Origin of the sequence: Actinocatenispora sera, from assembly GCF_018324685.1 — a bacterium.
In the GTDB taxonomy this organism is placed as follows: Bacteria; Actinomycetota; Actinomycetes; order Mycobacteriales; family Micromonosporaceae; genus Actinocatenispora; species Actinocatenispora sera.
The window spans coordinates 5,686,374-5,702,796 of sequence record NZ_AP023354.1; the positions used below are offsets into that span (position 1 = coordinate 5,686,374).

13 protein-coding genes are annotated in these 16,423 nt (G+C 72.4%); 3 read left to right on the forward strand and 10 right to left on the reverse strand.

Annotated features, from left to right (window positions below):
• Positions 1–78: 78 nt before the first annotated feature.
• The 4 genes from Asera_RS26740 to Asera_RS26755 all read right to left on the reverse strand — a co-directional run bounded on the left by Asera_RS26740 (position 79) and on the right by Asera_RS26755 (position 7,888).
• Entirely contained in the window at positions 79–5,151 is a 5,073-nt protein-coding gene (locus tag Asera_RS26740; RefSeq protein WP_084130874.1) for an NAD-glutamate dehydrogenase, read from the reverse strand.
• Between the two features lie 253 nt (positions 5,152–5,404).
• The gene (locus Asera_RS26745) at positions 5,405–6,541 is read right to left on the reverse strand and encodes an arginase family protein (protein WP_212804730.1); all 1,137 of its coding nucleotides are present in this window, start codon (positions 6,539–6,541) and stop codon (positions 5,405–5,407) included.
• A 35-nt stretch (positions 6,542–6,576) separates the two neighbouring features.
• The gene (locus tag Asera_RS26750) at positions 6,577–7,503 is read right to left on the reverse strand and encodes a tetratricopeptide repeat protein (protein WP_030444436.1); all 927 of its coding nucleotides are present in this window, start codon (positions 7,501–7,503) and stop codon (positions 6,577–6,579) included.
• 139 nt (positions 7,504–7,642) lie between these two features.
• Entirely contained in the window at positions 7,643–7,888 is a 246-nt protein-coding gene (locus Asera_RS26755) for a winged helix-turn-helix domain-containing protein (protein WP_030444435.1), read from the reverse strand.
• A gap of 207 nt (positions 7,889–8,095) precedes the next feature.
• On the opposite strand from Asera_RS26755, the gene Asera_RS26760 reads away from it, so the two are divergent.
• Positions 8,096–8,287, forward strand: a complete 192-nt coding sequence (locus Asera_RS26760) for a hypothetical protein (RefSeq protein WP_030444434.1) — start codon at positions 8,096–8,098, stop codon at positions 8,285–8,287.
• Positions 8,288–8,313: 26 nt separating this feature from the next.
• Here the strand turns inward: Asera_RS26760 and Asera_RS26765 are convergent, their stop codons facing one another.
• From Asera_RS26765 to Asera_RS26780, 4 genes are all read right to left on the reverse strand, one after another.
• Entirely contained in the window at positions 8,314–9,402 is a 1,089-nt protein-coding gene (locus tag Asera_RS26765; RefSeq protein ID WP_030444433.1) for a TFIIB-type zinc ribbon-containing protein, read from the reverse strand.
• A 63-nt stretch (positions 9,403–9,465) separates the two neighbouring features.
• Positions 9,466–10,650, reverse strand: a complete 1,185-nt coding sequence (locus Asera_RS26770) for an SPFH domain-containing protein (RefSeq protein ID WP_030444432.1) — start codon at positions 10,648–10,650, stop codon at positions 9,466–9,468.
• Positions 10,651–10,805: 155 nt separating this feature from the next.
• Positions 10,806–11,375 carry a WD40/YVTN/BNR-like repeat-containing protein gene (locus Asera_RS26775; protein ID WP_157034609.1) on the reverse strand — a complete coding sequence of 190 codons (570 nt, stop codon included), beginning with the start codon at positions 11,373–11,375 and terminating at the stop codon, positions 10,806–10,808.
• Positions 11,372–11,872 (reverse strand): beta propeller repeat protein, encoded by a 501-nt coding sequence (locus Asera_RS26780; protein WP_030444430.1) that lies wholly within the window; start codon positions 11,870–11,872, stop codon positions 11,372–11,374. The genes Asera_RS26775 and Asera_RS26780 overlap by 4 nt, the downstream gene beginning before the upstream one ends.
• An 88-nt stretch (positions 11,873–11,960) precedes the next feature.
• Between Asera_RS26780 and Asera_RS26785 the strand changes: the two genes are divergently transcribed.
• Complete coding sequence (locus Asera_RS26785; RefSeq protein WP_211255451.1) at positions 11,961–12,311, forward strand: helix-turn-helix transcriptional regulator; 351 nt, start codon at positions 11,961–11,963, stop codon at positions 12,309–12,311.
• A 172-nt stretch (positions 12,312–12,483) separates the two neighbouring features.
• Positions 12,484–13,425 carry a pyridoxal-phosphate dependent enzyme gene (locus Asera_RS26790; RefSeq protein ID WP_030444428.1) on the forward strand — a complete coding sequence of 314 codons (942 nt, stop codon included), beginning with the start codon at positions 12,484–12,486 and terminating at the stop codon, positions 13,423–13,425.
• 30 nt (positions 13,426–13,455) lie between these two features.
• On the opposite strand, the gene icmA is transcribed toward Asera_RS26790, so the two are convergent.
• Positions 13,456–15,150, reverse strand: coding sequence for a coenzyme B12-dependent isobutyryl-CoA mutase large subunit (icmA, locus tag Asera_RS26795; RefSeq protein ID WP_030444427.1), 1,695 nt, complete (start codon positions 15,148–15,150; stop codon positions 13,456–13,458).
• Between the two features lie 245 nt (positions 15,151–15,395).
• A complete protein-coding gene (locus Asera_RS26800; RefSeq protein WP_169745789.1) occupies positions 15,396–16,406 on the reverse strand; it encodes a potassium channel family protein in 1,011 nt (336 codons plus the stop codon).
• Positions 16,407–16,423: the final 17 nt, after the last annotated feature.

The following is a 16,423-nucleotide window of genomic DNA, read 5'->3' on the forward strand; positions in this document are numbered from 1 at the left end:
CCGCCGCGGGTCGCGCGTCCGGGATTCTCCCCCAGTCCCCGCGCCGGACCCGGCGATGCGCCGGGCCCGGGCTCGGGGTCAGTTCGCGGCCAGCGCCGAGGTGCGGACCACGGTACGGATCTGCCGCAGCAACACCGACAGGGCGGCCAGGTCCGAGCTGGTGCCGTGGAACTCGCCGATCGCCGACAGCGCGCGGCCGATCGGCGTGGCGTTCTGCTGCGCCCACGCGTCGACCCGTTCGGTGGCCGGCAGCGACTCGTCGGTGGCCGCCAACGCCTCGGCGGTCAGCGCCGCGAGTGCCGCGTACAGGTCGTAGCGCAGCGCCTGCCGGGCCTGCGTCTGCCAGCGGTCGTGCCGGGGCAGGTCGGAGATCTTGTCCAGCAACTCGTCCACCCGGAACCGCTCCGACATCGCGTAGTAGACGTCCGCGATCTCTGCCAGCGGCCGGCCCGTCGCGTGCCCCACCTCGACCACGTCGAGCAGGCCGAAGCCCCACAGCACCCGGGTCGCCCGGTCGGCGAGCTCGGCCGGTACCCCCTCGGCCACGAGCTCGTCGCGGTGCTCGGCGTACGCCTCCTGCTCGGCGCCGCGGTACAGGGTGCCAACCTTCGGCAGCAGCTCGGCCATCCCCGGCGCGAACCGCTCGATCTCCTCCGGTACCGACAGCGGGCTGCGCCGGTTCTGCAGGATCCAGCGCACCGCCCGATCCAGCGCCCGCCGGGTACGCAGCAGCGCGTCGATCTGCGCGGCCGCCGGCACCGTGTTGTCCAGCGCCTCCAGCCCGCGCCACAGCGGCGCCAACCCGAACACGTCCCGGGTGATCACGAACGCCCGCAGCACGTCGGCGGCGCTCGCGCCGGTCTCCTCCATCGCCCGGTACACGAACGAGATGCCGCCCCGGTTGACGGTCTCGTTGACCAGCAGGGTGGTGACGATCTCGCGGCGCAGCGGGTGCTCGGCCATCTGGTCGGCGTACCGCTCGCGCAGCGCGGTCGGGAAGTAGTCGATCAGCGTCTGCGCGGTCCACGGCTCGTCCGGCAGGGTGGAGTCGAGCAGCTCGTCCTCCAGCGCGATCTTGACGTAGGCGAGGATCACGCAGAACTCCGGCGAGTACAGCCCGAGGTTCTGCTTGTCCCGGAGCGCAAGCTCCTCGTCGGTCGGCAGCCCTTCCAGCACCCGGTCCAGCCGGCCGGAGCGCTCCAGGTCGGTGATCAGCCGCCGGTGCACCGGCAGCAGCGGGTACGCCTGGGCGCGGGCGCAGCCCAACGCGGTGTTCTGGTCGTAGTTGTCGAGCAGGACGTGCTCGCCGATCTCCTCGGTCATGCTGGCCAGCAGGTCCCGGCGCGCCTCCTCGGTCAGCTCACCGGCCGCCTTCGCCCGGTTCAGCAGCACCTTGATGTTCACCTCGTGGTCGGAGGTGTCCACCCCGGCGGAGTTGTCGATGAAGTCGGTGTTGATCCGGCCACCGGCGGCGGCGAACTCGACCCGGCCCAGCTGGGTGCAGCCCAGGTTGCCGCCCTCGCCGACGATCTTGCAGCGAAGCTGGCCGCCGTCGACCCGCACCGCGTCGTTGGCCTTGTCGCCGACCTCGGCGTTGTTCTCGGTGCTGGCCTTGACGTAGGTACCGATGCCGCCGTTCCACAGCAGGTCGACCGGCGCCAGCAGGATCGCCCGGATCAGCTCCGGCGGCGACAGCGACGTCACGTCGTCGGGCAGTCCCAGCGCGGCGCGCGCCGGGCCGGCGATCGGGATCGACTTCGCGGTCCGCGGCCACACCCCGCCGCCGGCCGAGATCGTCGAGGTGTCGTAGTCGGCCCAGCTGGACCGCGGCAGGTCGAACATCCGCCGCCGCTCCGCGTACGAGCGGGCCGCATCCGGGTTCGGGTCGAGGAAGATGTGCCGGTGGTCGAACGCGGCGATCAGCCGGGTCGTCTCGCTGCACAGCATCCCGTTGCCGAACACGTCGCCGGACATGTCGCCGACGCCGACCGCGGTGAACGGCTCGGTCTGGCAGTCGGTACCGGCCTCCCGGCCGTGCTCGTCGCGTCCTCGAACAAGTTCTCGGAAGTGGTACTTCACCGACTCCCACGCGCCGCGCGCGGTGATGCCCATCTTCTTGTGGTCGTAGCCGACCGAACCGCCGGACGCGAACGCGTCGCCCAGCCAGTAGCCGTAGTCGGTGGCGATCTGGTTGGCGATGTCGGAGAACGTCGCGGTGCCCTTGTCCGCCGCCACCACCAGGTAGGTGTCGTCGCCGTCGTGGCGCACCACGTCGGCCGGGTGCACCACCGCACCGGACGGGTCGATGTTGTCGGTGATGTCCAGCAGCGCCGAGATGAACATCTGGTAGCAGGCGACGCCCTCGGCCTGGAACGCCTCGCGGTCGCTGGCCGGCGGCGCCTGCTTGAGCACGAACCCGCCCTTCGCGCCCACCGGCACGATCACCGCGTTCTTCACCATCTGCGCCTTGACCAGGCCCAGGATCTCGGTGCGGAAATCCTCCCGGCGGTCCGACCAGCGCAGCCCGCCGCGGGCCACCGCGCCGAACCGCAGGTGCACGCCCTCGAACCGGGGCGAGTACACGAAGATCTCGAACCGGGGTCGCGGCTTCGGCAGCACCGCCACCCGCTGCGGGTCGAGCTTGACCGCCACGTACGGCTTGGGCCGGCCCGGGCTGCGCTGGAAGAAGCTGGTGCGCAGCGTCGCCTCGATCAGCGTCAGCAGGTTGCGCAGGATCCGGTCGGCCTCCAGGCTCGCCACCTCGTCCAGCTGCGCGGTGATCGCCTCGATCAGGTGCTGGCCGTGCTCGGTGCGTGCGGCGTCGGACAGCTGGATGCGCGGATCGAACCGGGTCTCGAACAGCGCCACCAGCAGCGTCGCGACGCCCGGGTAGGCGACGATGGTGTCCTGGATGTAGTCCTGGCTGAACACCGTGCCGGCCTGTCGCAGGTACTTCACGTACAGCCGCAGGATCACGATCTGGCGCCAGGTCAGCCCGGCCCGCAGCACCAGCTGGTTCAGACCGTCCACTTCGGACTCGCCGCGCCAGGCGGCGGAGAACGCGTTCTCCACCTTCGCCCGCACCTGCGACATGTCCAGCGCGTCCGCCGGCGGCCGCAACCCGAAGTCGTACAGGTAGATCGTGCCGTCGGCGCGCCGGATCTCGTACGGCCGCTCGTCGGCGACGGCCACGCCGAGCGAGTGCAGCACCGGCAGCAGCGCCGAGAGCATCATCGGCTCGCCGAGCCGGAACACCTTGAAGCGCAGGTCGTCGTCGTTCTTGCGGCGCCGGTACAGGTGCATCGCGAGCTCGCCCGGCTCGTCCAGCAGCTCCAGCTTCGCCAGGTCCTTCGACGCCTCGTACGGCGTGTGCTCGTCCTTGTAGGTCTGTGGCAGCGCCGAGGCGTACCGCTCGTACAGGTAGCGGGACTGCTCGTCGCCGAGCTTGGCGCCCAGCACCAGCCGGAAGTCGTCCTCCCACAGCCGGGTCGCGTCGGCCAGCTCGTGCTGGATCGCCTCCAGATCCAGCTCGCCGGGCGGGTTGCCCGGATCGGTGCGCACGATGACGTGGATGCGCGCCAGCTGGCCCTCGGTGACCCGGGTCGAGTAGTCCAGCCCGATGCCGTTGAGCCGGTCCATCAGGATCTGCTGGATGCGCAGCCGGTTGCGGGTGGAGAACCGGTCCCGGGGCAGGAACACCAGGCAGGAGATGAACCGGCCGTACGCGTCGCGGCGCACGAACAGCCGCAGCTGCCGGCGACCGGCCAGCCGCAACACGCCCATCACCGTGCGGTAGAGCTCCTCGGTGGAGATCTGGAACAGCTCGTCGCGCGGGTAGGTCTCCAGGATCTCCATCAGATCCCGGCCCGAGTGGCTGCGCGGTGACAGCCCGGACCGGCGCAGCACCTCAGACACCTTGCGCCGCACCACCGGCAGCTGGCGGGTGGACTGCACGTACGCGGCGGAGGTGAACAGGCCGAGGAAACGCTTCTCCCCCACCACGTTGCCGGCCCCGTCGAACGTCTTGATGCCGATGTAGTCCAGGTAGGCGTTGCGGTGCACGGTGGCCCGCGAGTTCGCCTTGGTGATCGTCAGCAGCCGCTGCTCCAGCGCCTTCGCCTCCGCCTCCGGCGCCATCGACGACAGGCTGCGCGGCTTGCTCGGCGCCCCCCGCAGGATGCCCAGCCCGCTGCCCTCCACCGGCACCAGTAGCTGCTCACCGTCGCGCTGGGCCAGCTGGTACTCGCGGTAGCCGAGGAAGGTGAAGTGGTCGTCGGCGAGCCACTGCAGCAGCTCGACGGCGTCCTGGATGTCCTTGTCCGGCACCGGAAGCTGGGCGTCCTGCAGCGAGCCGGCGAGCCGCCGGGCCTGGTCGACCATCGCCGGCCAGTCCTCGGACACCTCGCGGACATCGGTGAGCACCCGCTCGATGTCGCTCGCCAGCGACGCCAGCGCCGCCTCGTCCTGCTGCCGGTCGACCTCGAAGGTCATCCAACTTTCCACCGTGTCGTCCGGACCGGCCTGGTCGGCCTCCAGCCGGGGCAGCACCGCCACCAGCTCGCCCGCGGCGTTGCGGCGCACCACCACCTGCGGGTGCACCACCAGGTGGATCTCCAGGTCGTGCGCGACCAGCGCAGCGGTCAGCGAGTCGACCAGGAACGCCATGTCGTCGGTCACCACGGACAGCACCGTGTGACCGCTGTCGTCGGGGTTGCGCAGCTCCACCCGCGGCGCGCCGCTGCTGCGCTGCTGCGCGAGCGTGCGGTGCCGGCAGGTCGTCTCGTACAGCTCGGCACCGGTGCGGCCGACCAGCTCCTCGTCCGGCACCAGCCGCCAGTAGAGCCGAACCAGGTCGGCCATCTCCTCCGGGGTGGTGCCGGCCGCCGGCTGCGCGCTGGCGAGGCCGGCCGCCTCGGCGAGCAGCGCCTCGCGGTTCTCCACCGCCTCGGCCAGCGCGGCGTCCTCGGCCACCTCGTCCAGGGCCGCGCCGGTCGGCTCACCCGCCGTCGGCGGTGCCCCGGCGTCGTCCGACGCCACCCGGCGTCCGGTCGGGAGGTCCGAGCCGACCGGACCGGCTCCCCCCGATGTCTCGTCCGCTACGGTCCGGCCTGCCCCGGCCGCCGAAGGATCCGTCGCCGAACGGCGATTCATGGGTAGCCACTCCCCTCGCCCCACCACGCTGTGGGTCATCCGGCTCCACCCTATGACCTTCGTGCGGGGTGGAGCCATCCGGTGCGGCCGGATGCGCAGCGTACGCAACCCGACTACACACGGGCGGATGACGGCTCACCGGACATACCGGCGCCGCGTTGTCCAACCCCGTGGGGCAAGCGTGGTCACGTACCGACGCCGCACAGTGATCCAGCCCATGCGCCGCCCGGCCGGGCGAGCCTCGCCAGCGGGACTATTCGGGCCAACCGAGCCGGGACGAGGTGCCGGCTGCGGACTCCGCGGACGGGTCGTCCGGCGGCCAACCCAATCCGGTCGACCGGCGGGCCACGGCGCCCTCGGTGTCGGCCGCGGGCGGCGCGGCGAGCGCCACCGTGATCGTCGCGTGCCGCGGGCCGGAGCCCGCCGCGATCGGCGCCGACCGGCCGGCGGGGTCTGGCGGTTCGCTTTCCGCCGGCCCGTCCGGCACCGCCGGGCGGTCCCACCTCGGCCGCAGCCCGGCCACCAGCGCGTCCACCAGCTCCCCGGCAAAGCGGCCGTCCGGGTCGTAATCCGGGTCGAACACGGTGACCTCGATGCCCAGGCAGCCCGGAACCGCGACCAGGTCGGCCACCAGGTGCTCCAGCTCGCCGTACCCGATGCCGCCGTCGCTGGGCGCGTCGACCGCCGGCAGCACCGTCGGGTCCAGCACGTCGGTGTCCAGGTGCACCCAGAACCCGGCGGTGTCGGACAGCAGCGAGGCCGCCCACGCGGCGGTGCGCGGCATCCCCTCCGCCCGCAGTACCGGCACGGTGCGGTGCGGGATGCCGGCGGCGGTGATGTCCATCCGGTACGCGTCGTCGTCGCGGATGCCGAGCACCACGATGTCGGACTCCCGCAGGTACGGCTTGAGCCCGTCGATGTTCGTCAATCGCGCGTCGCCGCGCCCGGTGACCAGCGCCAGCTCCTCGCCGCCGGCGGCCCCGACGTAGTCGGCGTTGCCGGGATGCCGAAAGTCGGTGTGCCCGTCGATGAAGACCAGCCCGTACCGGGTGCCGTCCTCGGCGCCGCGCCGGCGCAGGGCGAGCGCCGACCCGAGCAGGATCGAGCAGTCACCGCCCAGCACCACCGGGAACGCGTCGCCGGCGAGCAGCGTGGCCAGCCGCTCGGCCAGCCTCACCGCGTAGTCGGCGACCTGGTCGGCCTGGTTCACCCCGTCGCCGGGGGCCCAGTCGCCGGGGTCGTAGCGCGGCGGCACGACGCACCCGGCGTCGTGCGCGTCGAGCCGGGCGAGCAGGTCGTGGTCACGCAGCGCGCCGGGTGCCTTGGCACACCCGGGGACCGCGCCCGCCGTCGGGGGCGTCAACCCCAGGTTGGACGGCGCATCCAGCACCGTGACCGGCTTGGCCCCCGCTCGCCCGCCATCTCCTAGAACAACGCCGACGCCAGGTCACGGCGGGCCGCGGCGACCGCCGGGTCGTCCGGTCCGGCCACGTCGAACAGGCCGAGCAGGTGCTTGCGCACCGCGTCGCGCTCCGGGCCGCGCAGCCGGCGCACCGTGTCGACCAGCCGCTGGTACGCCTCCTCGGCGCGGCCGTTCATCACCTCGACGTCGGCCGCGAGCCGCTGCGCGTCGGCGTCGTCCGGGCGCTCCTGCGCCTCGGCCAGCACCCGCCGCGAGTCGACCGTCTGCACCCGGCGCATCAGCGCCACCTGGGCCATCCCGGAGGTGGCCAGCGGGTCGTTCGGCCGCTCGGACAGCACCTGGGAGAACAGCTCCTCGGCGCCGTCCAGGTCGCCGGCGGCCAGGTTGTCGTCGGCGTCGATGATGCGGGGGTCGACCTCCGACTCGGCCGGGGCGGCACCGCCGGCGGCGCGCACCGCGTCGATCCACTGCCGCAGCTGCTGCTCACCGATGCCGCCGGTGAACCCGTCGACCGGCTGGCCGCCGACGATCGCGTAGACGGTGGGGATGGACTGCACCCGGAACGCCTGGGCGAGCCGCGGGTTGGCGTCCACGTCGACGGTGGCGAGCACCCAGCTGCCGCCCGCCTCCGCGGCGAGCTTCTCCAGCAGCGGGGACAGCTGCTTGCACGGCCCGCACCACTCCGCCCAGAAGTCGACCACGACCGGGACCTGGAGGCTGCGCTCCAGCACCTCGGCCTGGAAGTTGGACTCGTCGACGGCGACGGACACGCCGGACGGCGGCGCCCCTGCCGCGGGGCCTGCGGAGTCGGTGGGCGGGGCCGGCTGTGCCGGCGCGGACGGGCTGGCCGCGGGCGGCCGCAACGCGCCGAGGTCCACCGCTCCACGGGTGAACGACGACGGAATCGAACGGGGGTCGAGCTGACTCATGCCACCTAGTCTTCCACCTGGATGCGCGTAGCCGCCGCCCGGCGCCGGAGGTAGCGGACCGTTCACGCGGTACGCACATATTGCCGAAAACGTCCGCCCCCGTGATGCTCCGCCACGCCCGCGGCGACGGGGGAATTCGCTATTCGCCGTCTCGCCGGACCGGCGTCGCGACGAAGGTGCCGCGCTGCGGCAACGTGACCACCAGACCCCGCTCGCGCAGGTCGACCAGCGCGCGCCGGACGGTGTTCTTGCCGACCCCGAGATCCCGCGCCAGGTCTCCCTCGCTCGGCAGCCGGCCGGAGTAGCCGCCGGCAGCGATCCGGGCGGCGATCACGTCCGCCACCTGCCGCCACACGTACTCCGGCTTCCCAGGATCGATGCTCACGCCGCAATCGTGCCCACCCCGGTAAGCCCAGCGAAGATGGTGTGTACCAGGGTTCACCTGGTGACAGTAGGAATCAGTAGGGTTTAGTATCACGACGATCCGCATCGATCACGGGCGCCGATCAACGCCCGATACGCGAATGGAGCACCACTGATGGCTCGTCATCTGTTTCACCGCACTGCGCAGGCGCCTCGGGCGGGGTCGGAGGTGTGGATCAGCCCGGCGGCCGGGGTACACGGGCTCGGCTCGTTCTGGGCGATGGTCGTGTCGACCACTCCGGCGCTGGTCGCGGGCGCGGCCTACCTGCGGGTGGTGCCCATCGACGACATCGACGGCGACCCCGTCGTCCGCACCTACTACGTCCGCCTCACCGGCCTGCTGGTCCGCGAGCCGCGCTAGCCGACCGCGCGACGACCGGTCGGAGATCAGTGCTGGGACAGGACGATCAGGGTGATGATGGCGGCGATGAGCAGGACGCCGGCGGTGATCGCGGCGGCGATCTTGGCCGCGCTGTACGGCCGCTCGCCGTGCACCTCGCCGCTGCGCGCGTTGATCATCACGTGGTAGGTCTTGCCGCCGTAGACGTAGTTCGCGAGCCACACCGGCAGCAGCATCAGCTTGTACATCAGCTGCGCGTACTGAGTGTCGAACCAGTCGATGCGCTGCACGTCGCCGCCGATGTCGCGGCGGATGTCGCCCTTGATGACCACGGCCATCTTGCCCTTGGCGACCTCCAGCCCCTGCTCCGGCTCGACGTCGTAGCGCAACGTCTGGTAGCCGGCCAGGAACGCCGGCTGGTAGGGCACCGACTGCTGCAGCGGCCACGGCTCCAGCTTCTCGGTGCGGGACGCGTCGAGCTGCCGGGTGCCGACCACGAGCACGTCGTCGAAGAACCGCCGCACCTCACCGGACGCCGGGTACCACCGGGTGTGCCGGACCTGGCGGGTCTGCTGGTTGCCGTTGGAGTCGGTGTAGGTCTCGGTGGTGTAGTAGTGCTCGCCGCGGGCGCCGGTGTAGCGCGAGGCGGTGTGCGCGTCGTAGGTCCAGTGCGGCAGGTAGGTGCCCTTGGTCGACTCGGCGGTGGCGACCTTCTTCAGCGCGCTCGGCGCGAACCAGCGGGACGAGGTCCACTTGCGCAGCGCGCCCCGGGCCGCCTTCTCGTCCAGCTGGAACGGCAGCACCGCCTCCGGCACGACCTGCTCGCCGCCCGTCAGGTCGGCCACCATCGGTGCGCCGCAGAACTGGCACGACTGCGACAGGGTGGTGCCCTGGGTGCGGGCGCCGCACTTGCGGCAGGCGTACTGCTGGGGGGCGAGCCGCGCGACCGGCTTGCGCGGCAGCGTGGCGAGCTCCTCGATGTGGTGCTCCAGCACCTGCCGCTGGGCGAGCGGGATCGCCTGCTCGTGCCCGCAGTACGGGCAGCGCAGCGTGTTGGTGCCCGGGGCGAACTCGACCCGCGCACCGCACGAGGCGCAGGGGAAGGCGTGCGGCGTCGAGGTGGCTTGCTCGGTCATGAAAGGGGCCCTACTCGAACGGACGGTCGACGGGGTGCGCGCCGGGACGGGGCCGGCGCGCGGTCAGGACTGCGGCGGCAGCGGCGGCGGGATCGCGCCGAAGAGGGTGGCCAGCTCACCGACCTGGCTGGCGGCGGTCCACTGCGCCATCCCGTTGCGCCACACCAGGGTGTCGCGGGTGAGCGCGCCGGTCGACACCTGACCGGACAGGCCGGCGGCGTCGAACGGGCCCTGCTGGGCGCCGTTGACCGCGATGTACCACTGCGGCTGCGGCGGCAGCGGCGGCGGGCCGGCCTGGGCCGGCGGCTGCTGGTAACCCTGCTGGGGCGCACCCTGCGGCGGGTAGCCCGGCGCGGCGGCCGGCGGGTACTGCTGCTGCGGGTAGCCCTGCTGCGGGTTGATGTTCTGCGCGAAGCGCTGGCCGGCGGCGACGCCCATGCCCAGGCCGAGGCCCTCCCCCATGCCGCTGCCCGGGGTCCCGGCGGCCTCGGCGATCGCGTTCGCCGTCTGGTACTTGGTGTACCTGTCCAGATCGCCGACCACGCCCATCTCGGTGCGCTTGTCCATCGCCTTCTCCACCTCGGGCGGCACCGAGATGTTTTCGATGATGAACTTCGGGATGGCGATGCCGACCTCGGCGAGCTCCTGGCTGAGCGCGCCGGCCAGCCGGTCGCCGATGTCCTGCTGGTGTGCGGCGAGATCCAGCATCGGCACCTCGGCCTTGGCCAGCGCGCCGGACAGCCGGCCGACCAGCATCTGGCGCAGGTATTCCGACACCTCCTCGGTGCGGAACTGCGGGTCGGTGCCGACCAGCTCGGTCAGCAGCCGGCGTGGCTCGACCACCCGCATCGAGTAGGCGCCGAAGGCGCGCAGCCGCACCATGCCGAACTCCGGGTCGCGCACCATGACCGGGTTCTGGGTGCCCCACTTCAGGTCGGTGAACTGCCGGGTGTTGACGAAGTAGACCTCGGCCTTGAACGGCGAGTGGAAGCCGTACTTCCAGCCCTTGAGGGTGGACAGGATCGGCATGTTCTGGGTCTGCAGCTCGTAGGTGCCCGGCCCGTACGCGTCGGCGATGCGGCCCTCGTTGACGAACACCGCGACCTGCGACTCGCGCACGACGAGCTTCGCGCCCATCTTGATCTCGTTGTCGTACCGCGGGAAGCGCCACACGATCGTGTCGCGCGTCTGGTCGAGCCACTCGACGATGTCGATGAACTCGCCCTTGATCTTGTCGATCAACCCCATGAGCTTCCCTTCGCGCACGCACCACCCGGTCGAGCCGCCGCTCAGCGTAACAACGGCACGCCAGAGCCCGGATCGACCGTACGCCGGGTGGGCGCACGGTCGGTCCGGGCCGCGAGTGCGGCCGATCGGACGAACCGGCCGGCCGCACCGGTGACTCAGCCGCGCAGCCGGAGCCGGTGCACGCCGCCGTCGGCGGTGCCGGCGAACAGCCACCGGCCGTCCGGGCTGCCGGCGAGGCTGGTCCCCGCGGTACTGCGCAGGCCGCTGGACACGTTGTGCCAGGTGCGACCGTTGTCCGTGCTGCGCAGTACGCCCCGAGCGCCCTGCGGCAGCCCGTTCGCGGCGGACGAGGTGGTCGCCGCGTACAGGGTGTGCCCGGCGCCGGGCGGCGCGTACAGGTCGCTGACCCGCATCGGCAACCCGCCGCTGTCCGCGGTGGCGAAGTGCCTGCCGCCGTCGGTACTGACCCGGATGGTCGAGCCGCCGACCACGATGCGTGACCCGGTCACCAGGATCGAGCCGTCCGGGCCGCCAGCCACCTTGACCGCGGTCACACCGCCGTCGCCGGAGCGGTACAGCCCGTCCGCGGCGCCGAGCCAGAGCCGGTCTGCGTCGCGCGGGTCGCCGGCGATCGCGGTGTACGCTCGCGGGTGGTACAGGTTCTTCCAGGTCGCGCCGCCGTCGGCGGTGCCCCGCAGCCCGTACCCGTGGGCGTAGCTCTTCATCGACACCACCACCCGGTCCGGTCCGCCGGGCTGGCCAGCACCGCGTACGCGACGCCGTTGGTGCGGTCCGCGCGGGTCCAGGTACGCCCGCCGTCGGTGCTGGTCTGCAGCTCGTAGCTGTCCACCGCCGGGAACCCGAGCGACGTGACGGCCAGGCCGGGCCGCTTCGGTGACACCCCGTAGTGCGGCGCCGAGTAGTTGCAGCCCTCCTTCGCCGGACCCCACTCCGCGGTACCGGCGTCGATCCGCCCGGTCGGCAGCGGCGTGCTGTAGGTGCCGGCACCCGGCGCGCCGGCGAGCAGGTGCGCCGCGCCGTCCGCGTCCGTGGCCACCGCGAGGTCGGCGACCTCGGCCCCGGGTACGCCGATCCGCCGGTAGTGCTCGCCGTGGTCGGCGGTGGTGTAGAGGCCACCGTTCTCCTGCGACACCAGCAGCGCGTCGTCGCCCGGCCAGCCGTCGGCGTCGGCGTCGACCGGGCCGCGGGCCGGGCGCGGCATGGTCGCGGACTGCTGCTGAAGATGACCATCGCCGACCGGCGCCGCGCGTTGCTGCCGCTGAGCCTGGACTTCACCGAGGTCCGCCGTGGTGGTGCACCGTTCCACGCTGCTCGACGGCGTCGTCGACCTGTTCGAGGCGTACTGGCGCCGTGCCGTACCGCTGTCGACCGTGCTCGCCGACCGGGCCGGCCACGACGCCGGGCCGGGTGACGGCGCGGCCGCCGAGGCGGTCGCGCGCAGTGCCGGCGAGGACACCGACCCGGACGACCGGGGACTGCTCGCGATGCTGGTCAGCGGGTTGAAGGACGAGGCGGTGGCGCGCCAGCTGGGCTGGTCGCTGCGCACCATGCGGCGCCGGGTACAGCGGCTGCACCAGCGGCTCGACGCCACCAACCGGTTCCAGGCCGGCGTCCAGGCCGCTCGCCGCGGCTGGATCTGACGCCCCCGCCGCACGGGTGCGGCCACGCGCCGGACGCCGCGGTGACGGGTGCTGGCACGCGCCGGACGCCGCGGTGACGGGTGCTGGCACGCGCCGGACGCCGCGGCGCCGCGCGGACCGGCCGATCGCCCGGCCGGCGGCACCGAACCCGGCGGCGTGAGACGGTGGGGGCATGATCGCACTGACCGAGATCCAGGCGGCCGCGAGCCGGATCGCACCGTACGTGCTGCGCACCCCGACGGTGGCCTCCCCCGGCCTGTCCGCGCTGCTCGGCGTCCCGGTCACGGCGAAGCTGGAGGTGCTGCAGCGCACCGGATCGTTCAAGGTGCGCGGCGCGACCAACACGCTGCTGCAGCTCGGCGACGCGGACCGGGGCGCCGGCGTCGTCGCGGTCAGCGGCGGCAACCACGGGATCGCCGTGGCCGTGATGGCCGGCGAGCTCGGCGTCAAGGCGACGATCGTGATGCCGCGCTCGGCACCCGAGCACGCCCGCCAGGCCGCCGCCGATGCCGGCGCCACGGTACGGATCACCGACGACATGCCCGGCGCGTTCGCGCTCAGCGCGGCGTTGCGCGCGGACGGGCTGGTCGCCGTGCACCCGTTCGACGATCCGGCGGTGCTCGCCGGCCAGGGCACCGCCGGCCTGGAACTGGCCGACGACGCCGGCGAGCTCACCGACGTACTGGTCAGCATCGGTGGCGGTGGCCTGATCGCCGGCATCGCGGCGGCGCTGCACGCCCGCCGCCCCGGGGTACGGGTCTGGGGCGTGGAAACCGAAGGGGCGCAGGCGATGTCCGCCGCACTGGCAGCCGGCGGTCCGGTCGACGTCGAGCTGTCGTCGGTGGTGACCACGCTGAGCGCACCCCGCGTGTCACAGCTGACCTACGACCACGTCGCCGAGCTGGTTACCGACGTGGTCGTGGTGTCCGACGCCGAGGCGGTACGCGGCACCCTGGACATCGCCGACCACGCCAAGGTCTGGACCGAGCCCGCCGCCGGGTGCCTGCTGCCGGCCGCCCGGCGCGTCCTCGACCGGGTCGGCCCGCAGGCCCGGATCGGCCTGGTGCTGTGCGGCGGCAACGCCACCACCGCCTCGCTCGGTGTGGGCCGCTGACCGGCCCGGCCGGGCCGGCCCATCCGTCGGTCAGAAGCGGGCCGGCTCGGTGTAGGCGCCCCAGGTGTCGCGCAGCGCGGAGCAGATCTCACCCAGGGTCGCCTCGGCCCGGCAGGCGGTCAGCATCGCCGGGATCATGTTGCCGTCGCCGCCGGCGACCGCGACCAGCTCGGCCAGCGCCGCCCGTACCGCCGGCTCGTCGCGATCCTCCCTGCGCCGGGCCAGCAGCGCCTTCTGCTCCACCTCGACCTCGTGCGACACGCGCAGGATGTCCAGCTCGCGGCTGACGGTGTTGAGCTGGGTGTTGACGCCGACGATGCGCTTGTCGCCCTTCTCCAGCGCCTGCTGGTAGGCGAACGCGGAATCGGCGATCTCGCCGGTGAACCAGCCGTCCTCGATCCCGCGCAGGATGCCGGAGGTCATCGGCCCGATGGCGTGCTCGACGGAGTCGCCGCCGCCCATGGCGAGGATCCGGGCGAAGATCTGCTCGGCCTGCTGCTCGATCCGGTCGGTCAGCGCCTCCACGTACCAGGAGCCACCGAGCGGGTCTGCCACGTTGGTGACGCCGGTCTCCTCCATCAGCACCGACTGGGTCCGCAGCGCGATCTCGGCGGCCTGCTCGGTGGGCAGTGCCAGCGTCTCGTCCAGCGCGTTGGTGTGCAGCGAGTTCGTGCCACCGAGTACCGCGGCGAGCGCCTCCACCGCCGTGCGCACCACGTTGTTGTACGGCTGCTGCGCGGTCAGCGAGACCCCGGCGGTCTGCGTGTGGAACCGCAGCCACTGCGCCTTCTCGCTGGTCGCACCGTACCGGTCGCGCAGCCACCGGGCCCAGATCCGCCGCGCGGCGCGGAACTTCGCGATCTCCTCGAAGAAGTCGACGTGCGAGTCGAAGAAGAACGACAGCCCCGGCGCGAACGTGTTCACGTCCATCCCCCGGGACAGCCCCAGCTCGACGTAGCCGAACCCGTCCGCCAGCGTGAACGCGAGCTCCTGCGCGGCGGTCGAGCCGGCCTCCCGGATGTGGTACCCCGACACCGACAGCGGCTTGTACCGCGGGATCTGCGCGTTGCAGTACTCCATCAGGTCGCCGATCAGGCGCAGGTGTGGCTCGGGCGCGAACAGCCACTCCTTCTGCGCGATGTACTCCTTGAAGATGTCGGTCTGCAGCGTGCCGTCCAGTGTGGACAGATCGGCGCCCTGCCGCTCGGCGGCGACCAGGTACATGCAGAAGACCGGCACCGCCGGACCGGAGATCGTCATCGAGGTGGTCACGTCGGCCAGCGGGATGCCGTCGAACAGCACGTCCATGTCGGCCGCCGAGTCGATCGCCACCCCGCAGTGGCCGACCTCGCCGAGCGAGCGCTCGTCGTCGGAGTCCCGGCCCATCAGCGTCGGCATGTCGAACGCCACGCTGAGCCCGCCACCACCGGCCCCGAGCAGCATCTTGTACCGCTGGTTGGTCTGCTGGGCGTTGCCGAACCCGGAGAACTGCCGGATCGTCCAGGTGCGCCCGCGGTAGCCGGTGGCGTGCAGCCCCCGGGTGTACGGGAACTCGCCCGGCCAGCCGATGCGCTCGAAACCGGGCACGTCCGCGCCGGGCGGCGGGCCGTACACCGGGTCGACGTCGTCGCCGGACAGCGTGCTGAAGTCGGCGTCGCGCCTGCGCGCCGCGTCGTACCGCCGCTGCCAGCGCTCGCGGCCCGCCTCGATGTCGGCCGAATCCATCAGCACTCCTCGCGTCCTTAACGATCCCTCAGCCACACGATACTAGGACGCCCAACTATCCGCCCACCACCCACCGCCCACGGCGGTTGATCAAGGGATGCGGTCACATCGACCGAGAGGAATGCGCCCCGATCCCTTGATCAACCGCGCGATCCCTTGATCAACCCCACGGTCCCTTGATCAACCGGGCGGGGTGGGGCCGGGGGCCGGACGGGGCGCGCGGGCGGGTCTGGGTGGGGGTGGGGTCAGTCGTCCGGGAAGCGGACGAAGACCAGGGCGTCACCGGCCGCCAGCGGCGCGCTCGCGGCCGGCAGCGGTACCGGCGCGTCCGAGCCGGCGGGCACCACCGCGAGCACCACCTCGGGCAGCTCGGCCGCACGCCGGCCCACCTCGTCCGGCGTCACCGGGCGCTGCTTGAGGTCCAGGCCGTGCCCGTAGGAGAACAGGTCCTGCGCGATCGTCGCCACCGACGGCTTGCACGCCGACAGCCCGACCAGCCGGCCCGCCGTCTCCGACGAGGTGACCACGGTACGGGCACCGCTCTGCCGCAGCAGCGGAACGTTCTCCTGCTCGCGGACCGAGGCGAACACGTCGATGGTCGGGTTGATCTGCCGGACGGTCAGCGTGATCATCGCAGCGTTGTTGTCGTTGTGTACGGTGACCAGCACCGATGCCGCCGACTTCAGCTCGGCCTGGTGCAGCGTCTCGGTCCGCTCCGCGTCCGCCTGGACCACCGCGAGGCCCATCGCCTCGGCCGCCAGCACCGCCTCCTGCCGCGGATCGACCACCACGATGCGCCGCGGGTTGGTGCCGTCGGCGATCAGGGCCCGCGCCGCCGCCCGGCCCTTGGTACCGAACCCGCAGATGATGGTGTGTCTGCGCACCGACGACCTCCAACGCGAAACCCGCAGCTGCTCGCGTCCCCGCTCGGTCAGCACCGCGAGGGTGGTACTGACCAGGATGACGAGGAACAGGACCCGCAGCGGGGTGATGAGCAGGATGGTGAGCAACCGGGCCCCGGAGGTGAACGGCACGATGTCGCCGTACCCGGTGGTGGTCAGGCTGACCGTCGCGTAGTACAGCGCGTCCAGGAAGCTCAGCGGGCCGCCGGCCGAGTCGTGGTAGCCGTCGCGGTCCAGGTAGACCACGACGGCCGAGGCGAACAGCAGCGCCAGGGCGAGCAGCACCCGTAGCCCCACCTCGACCAGCGGCGGTCGTTCCCGGCGGGGCAGCCGTACCAGAGGGCGACGCCACACGCACCAGACAGTACGGT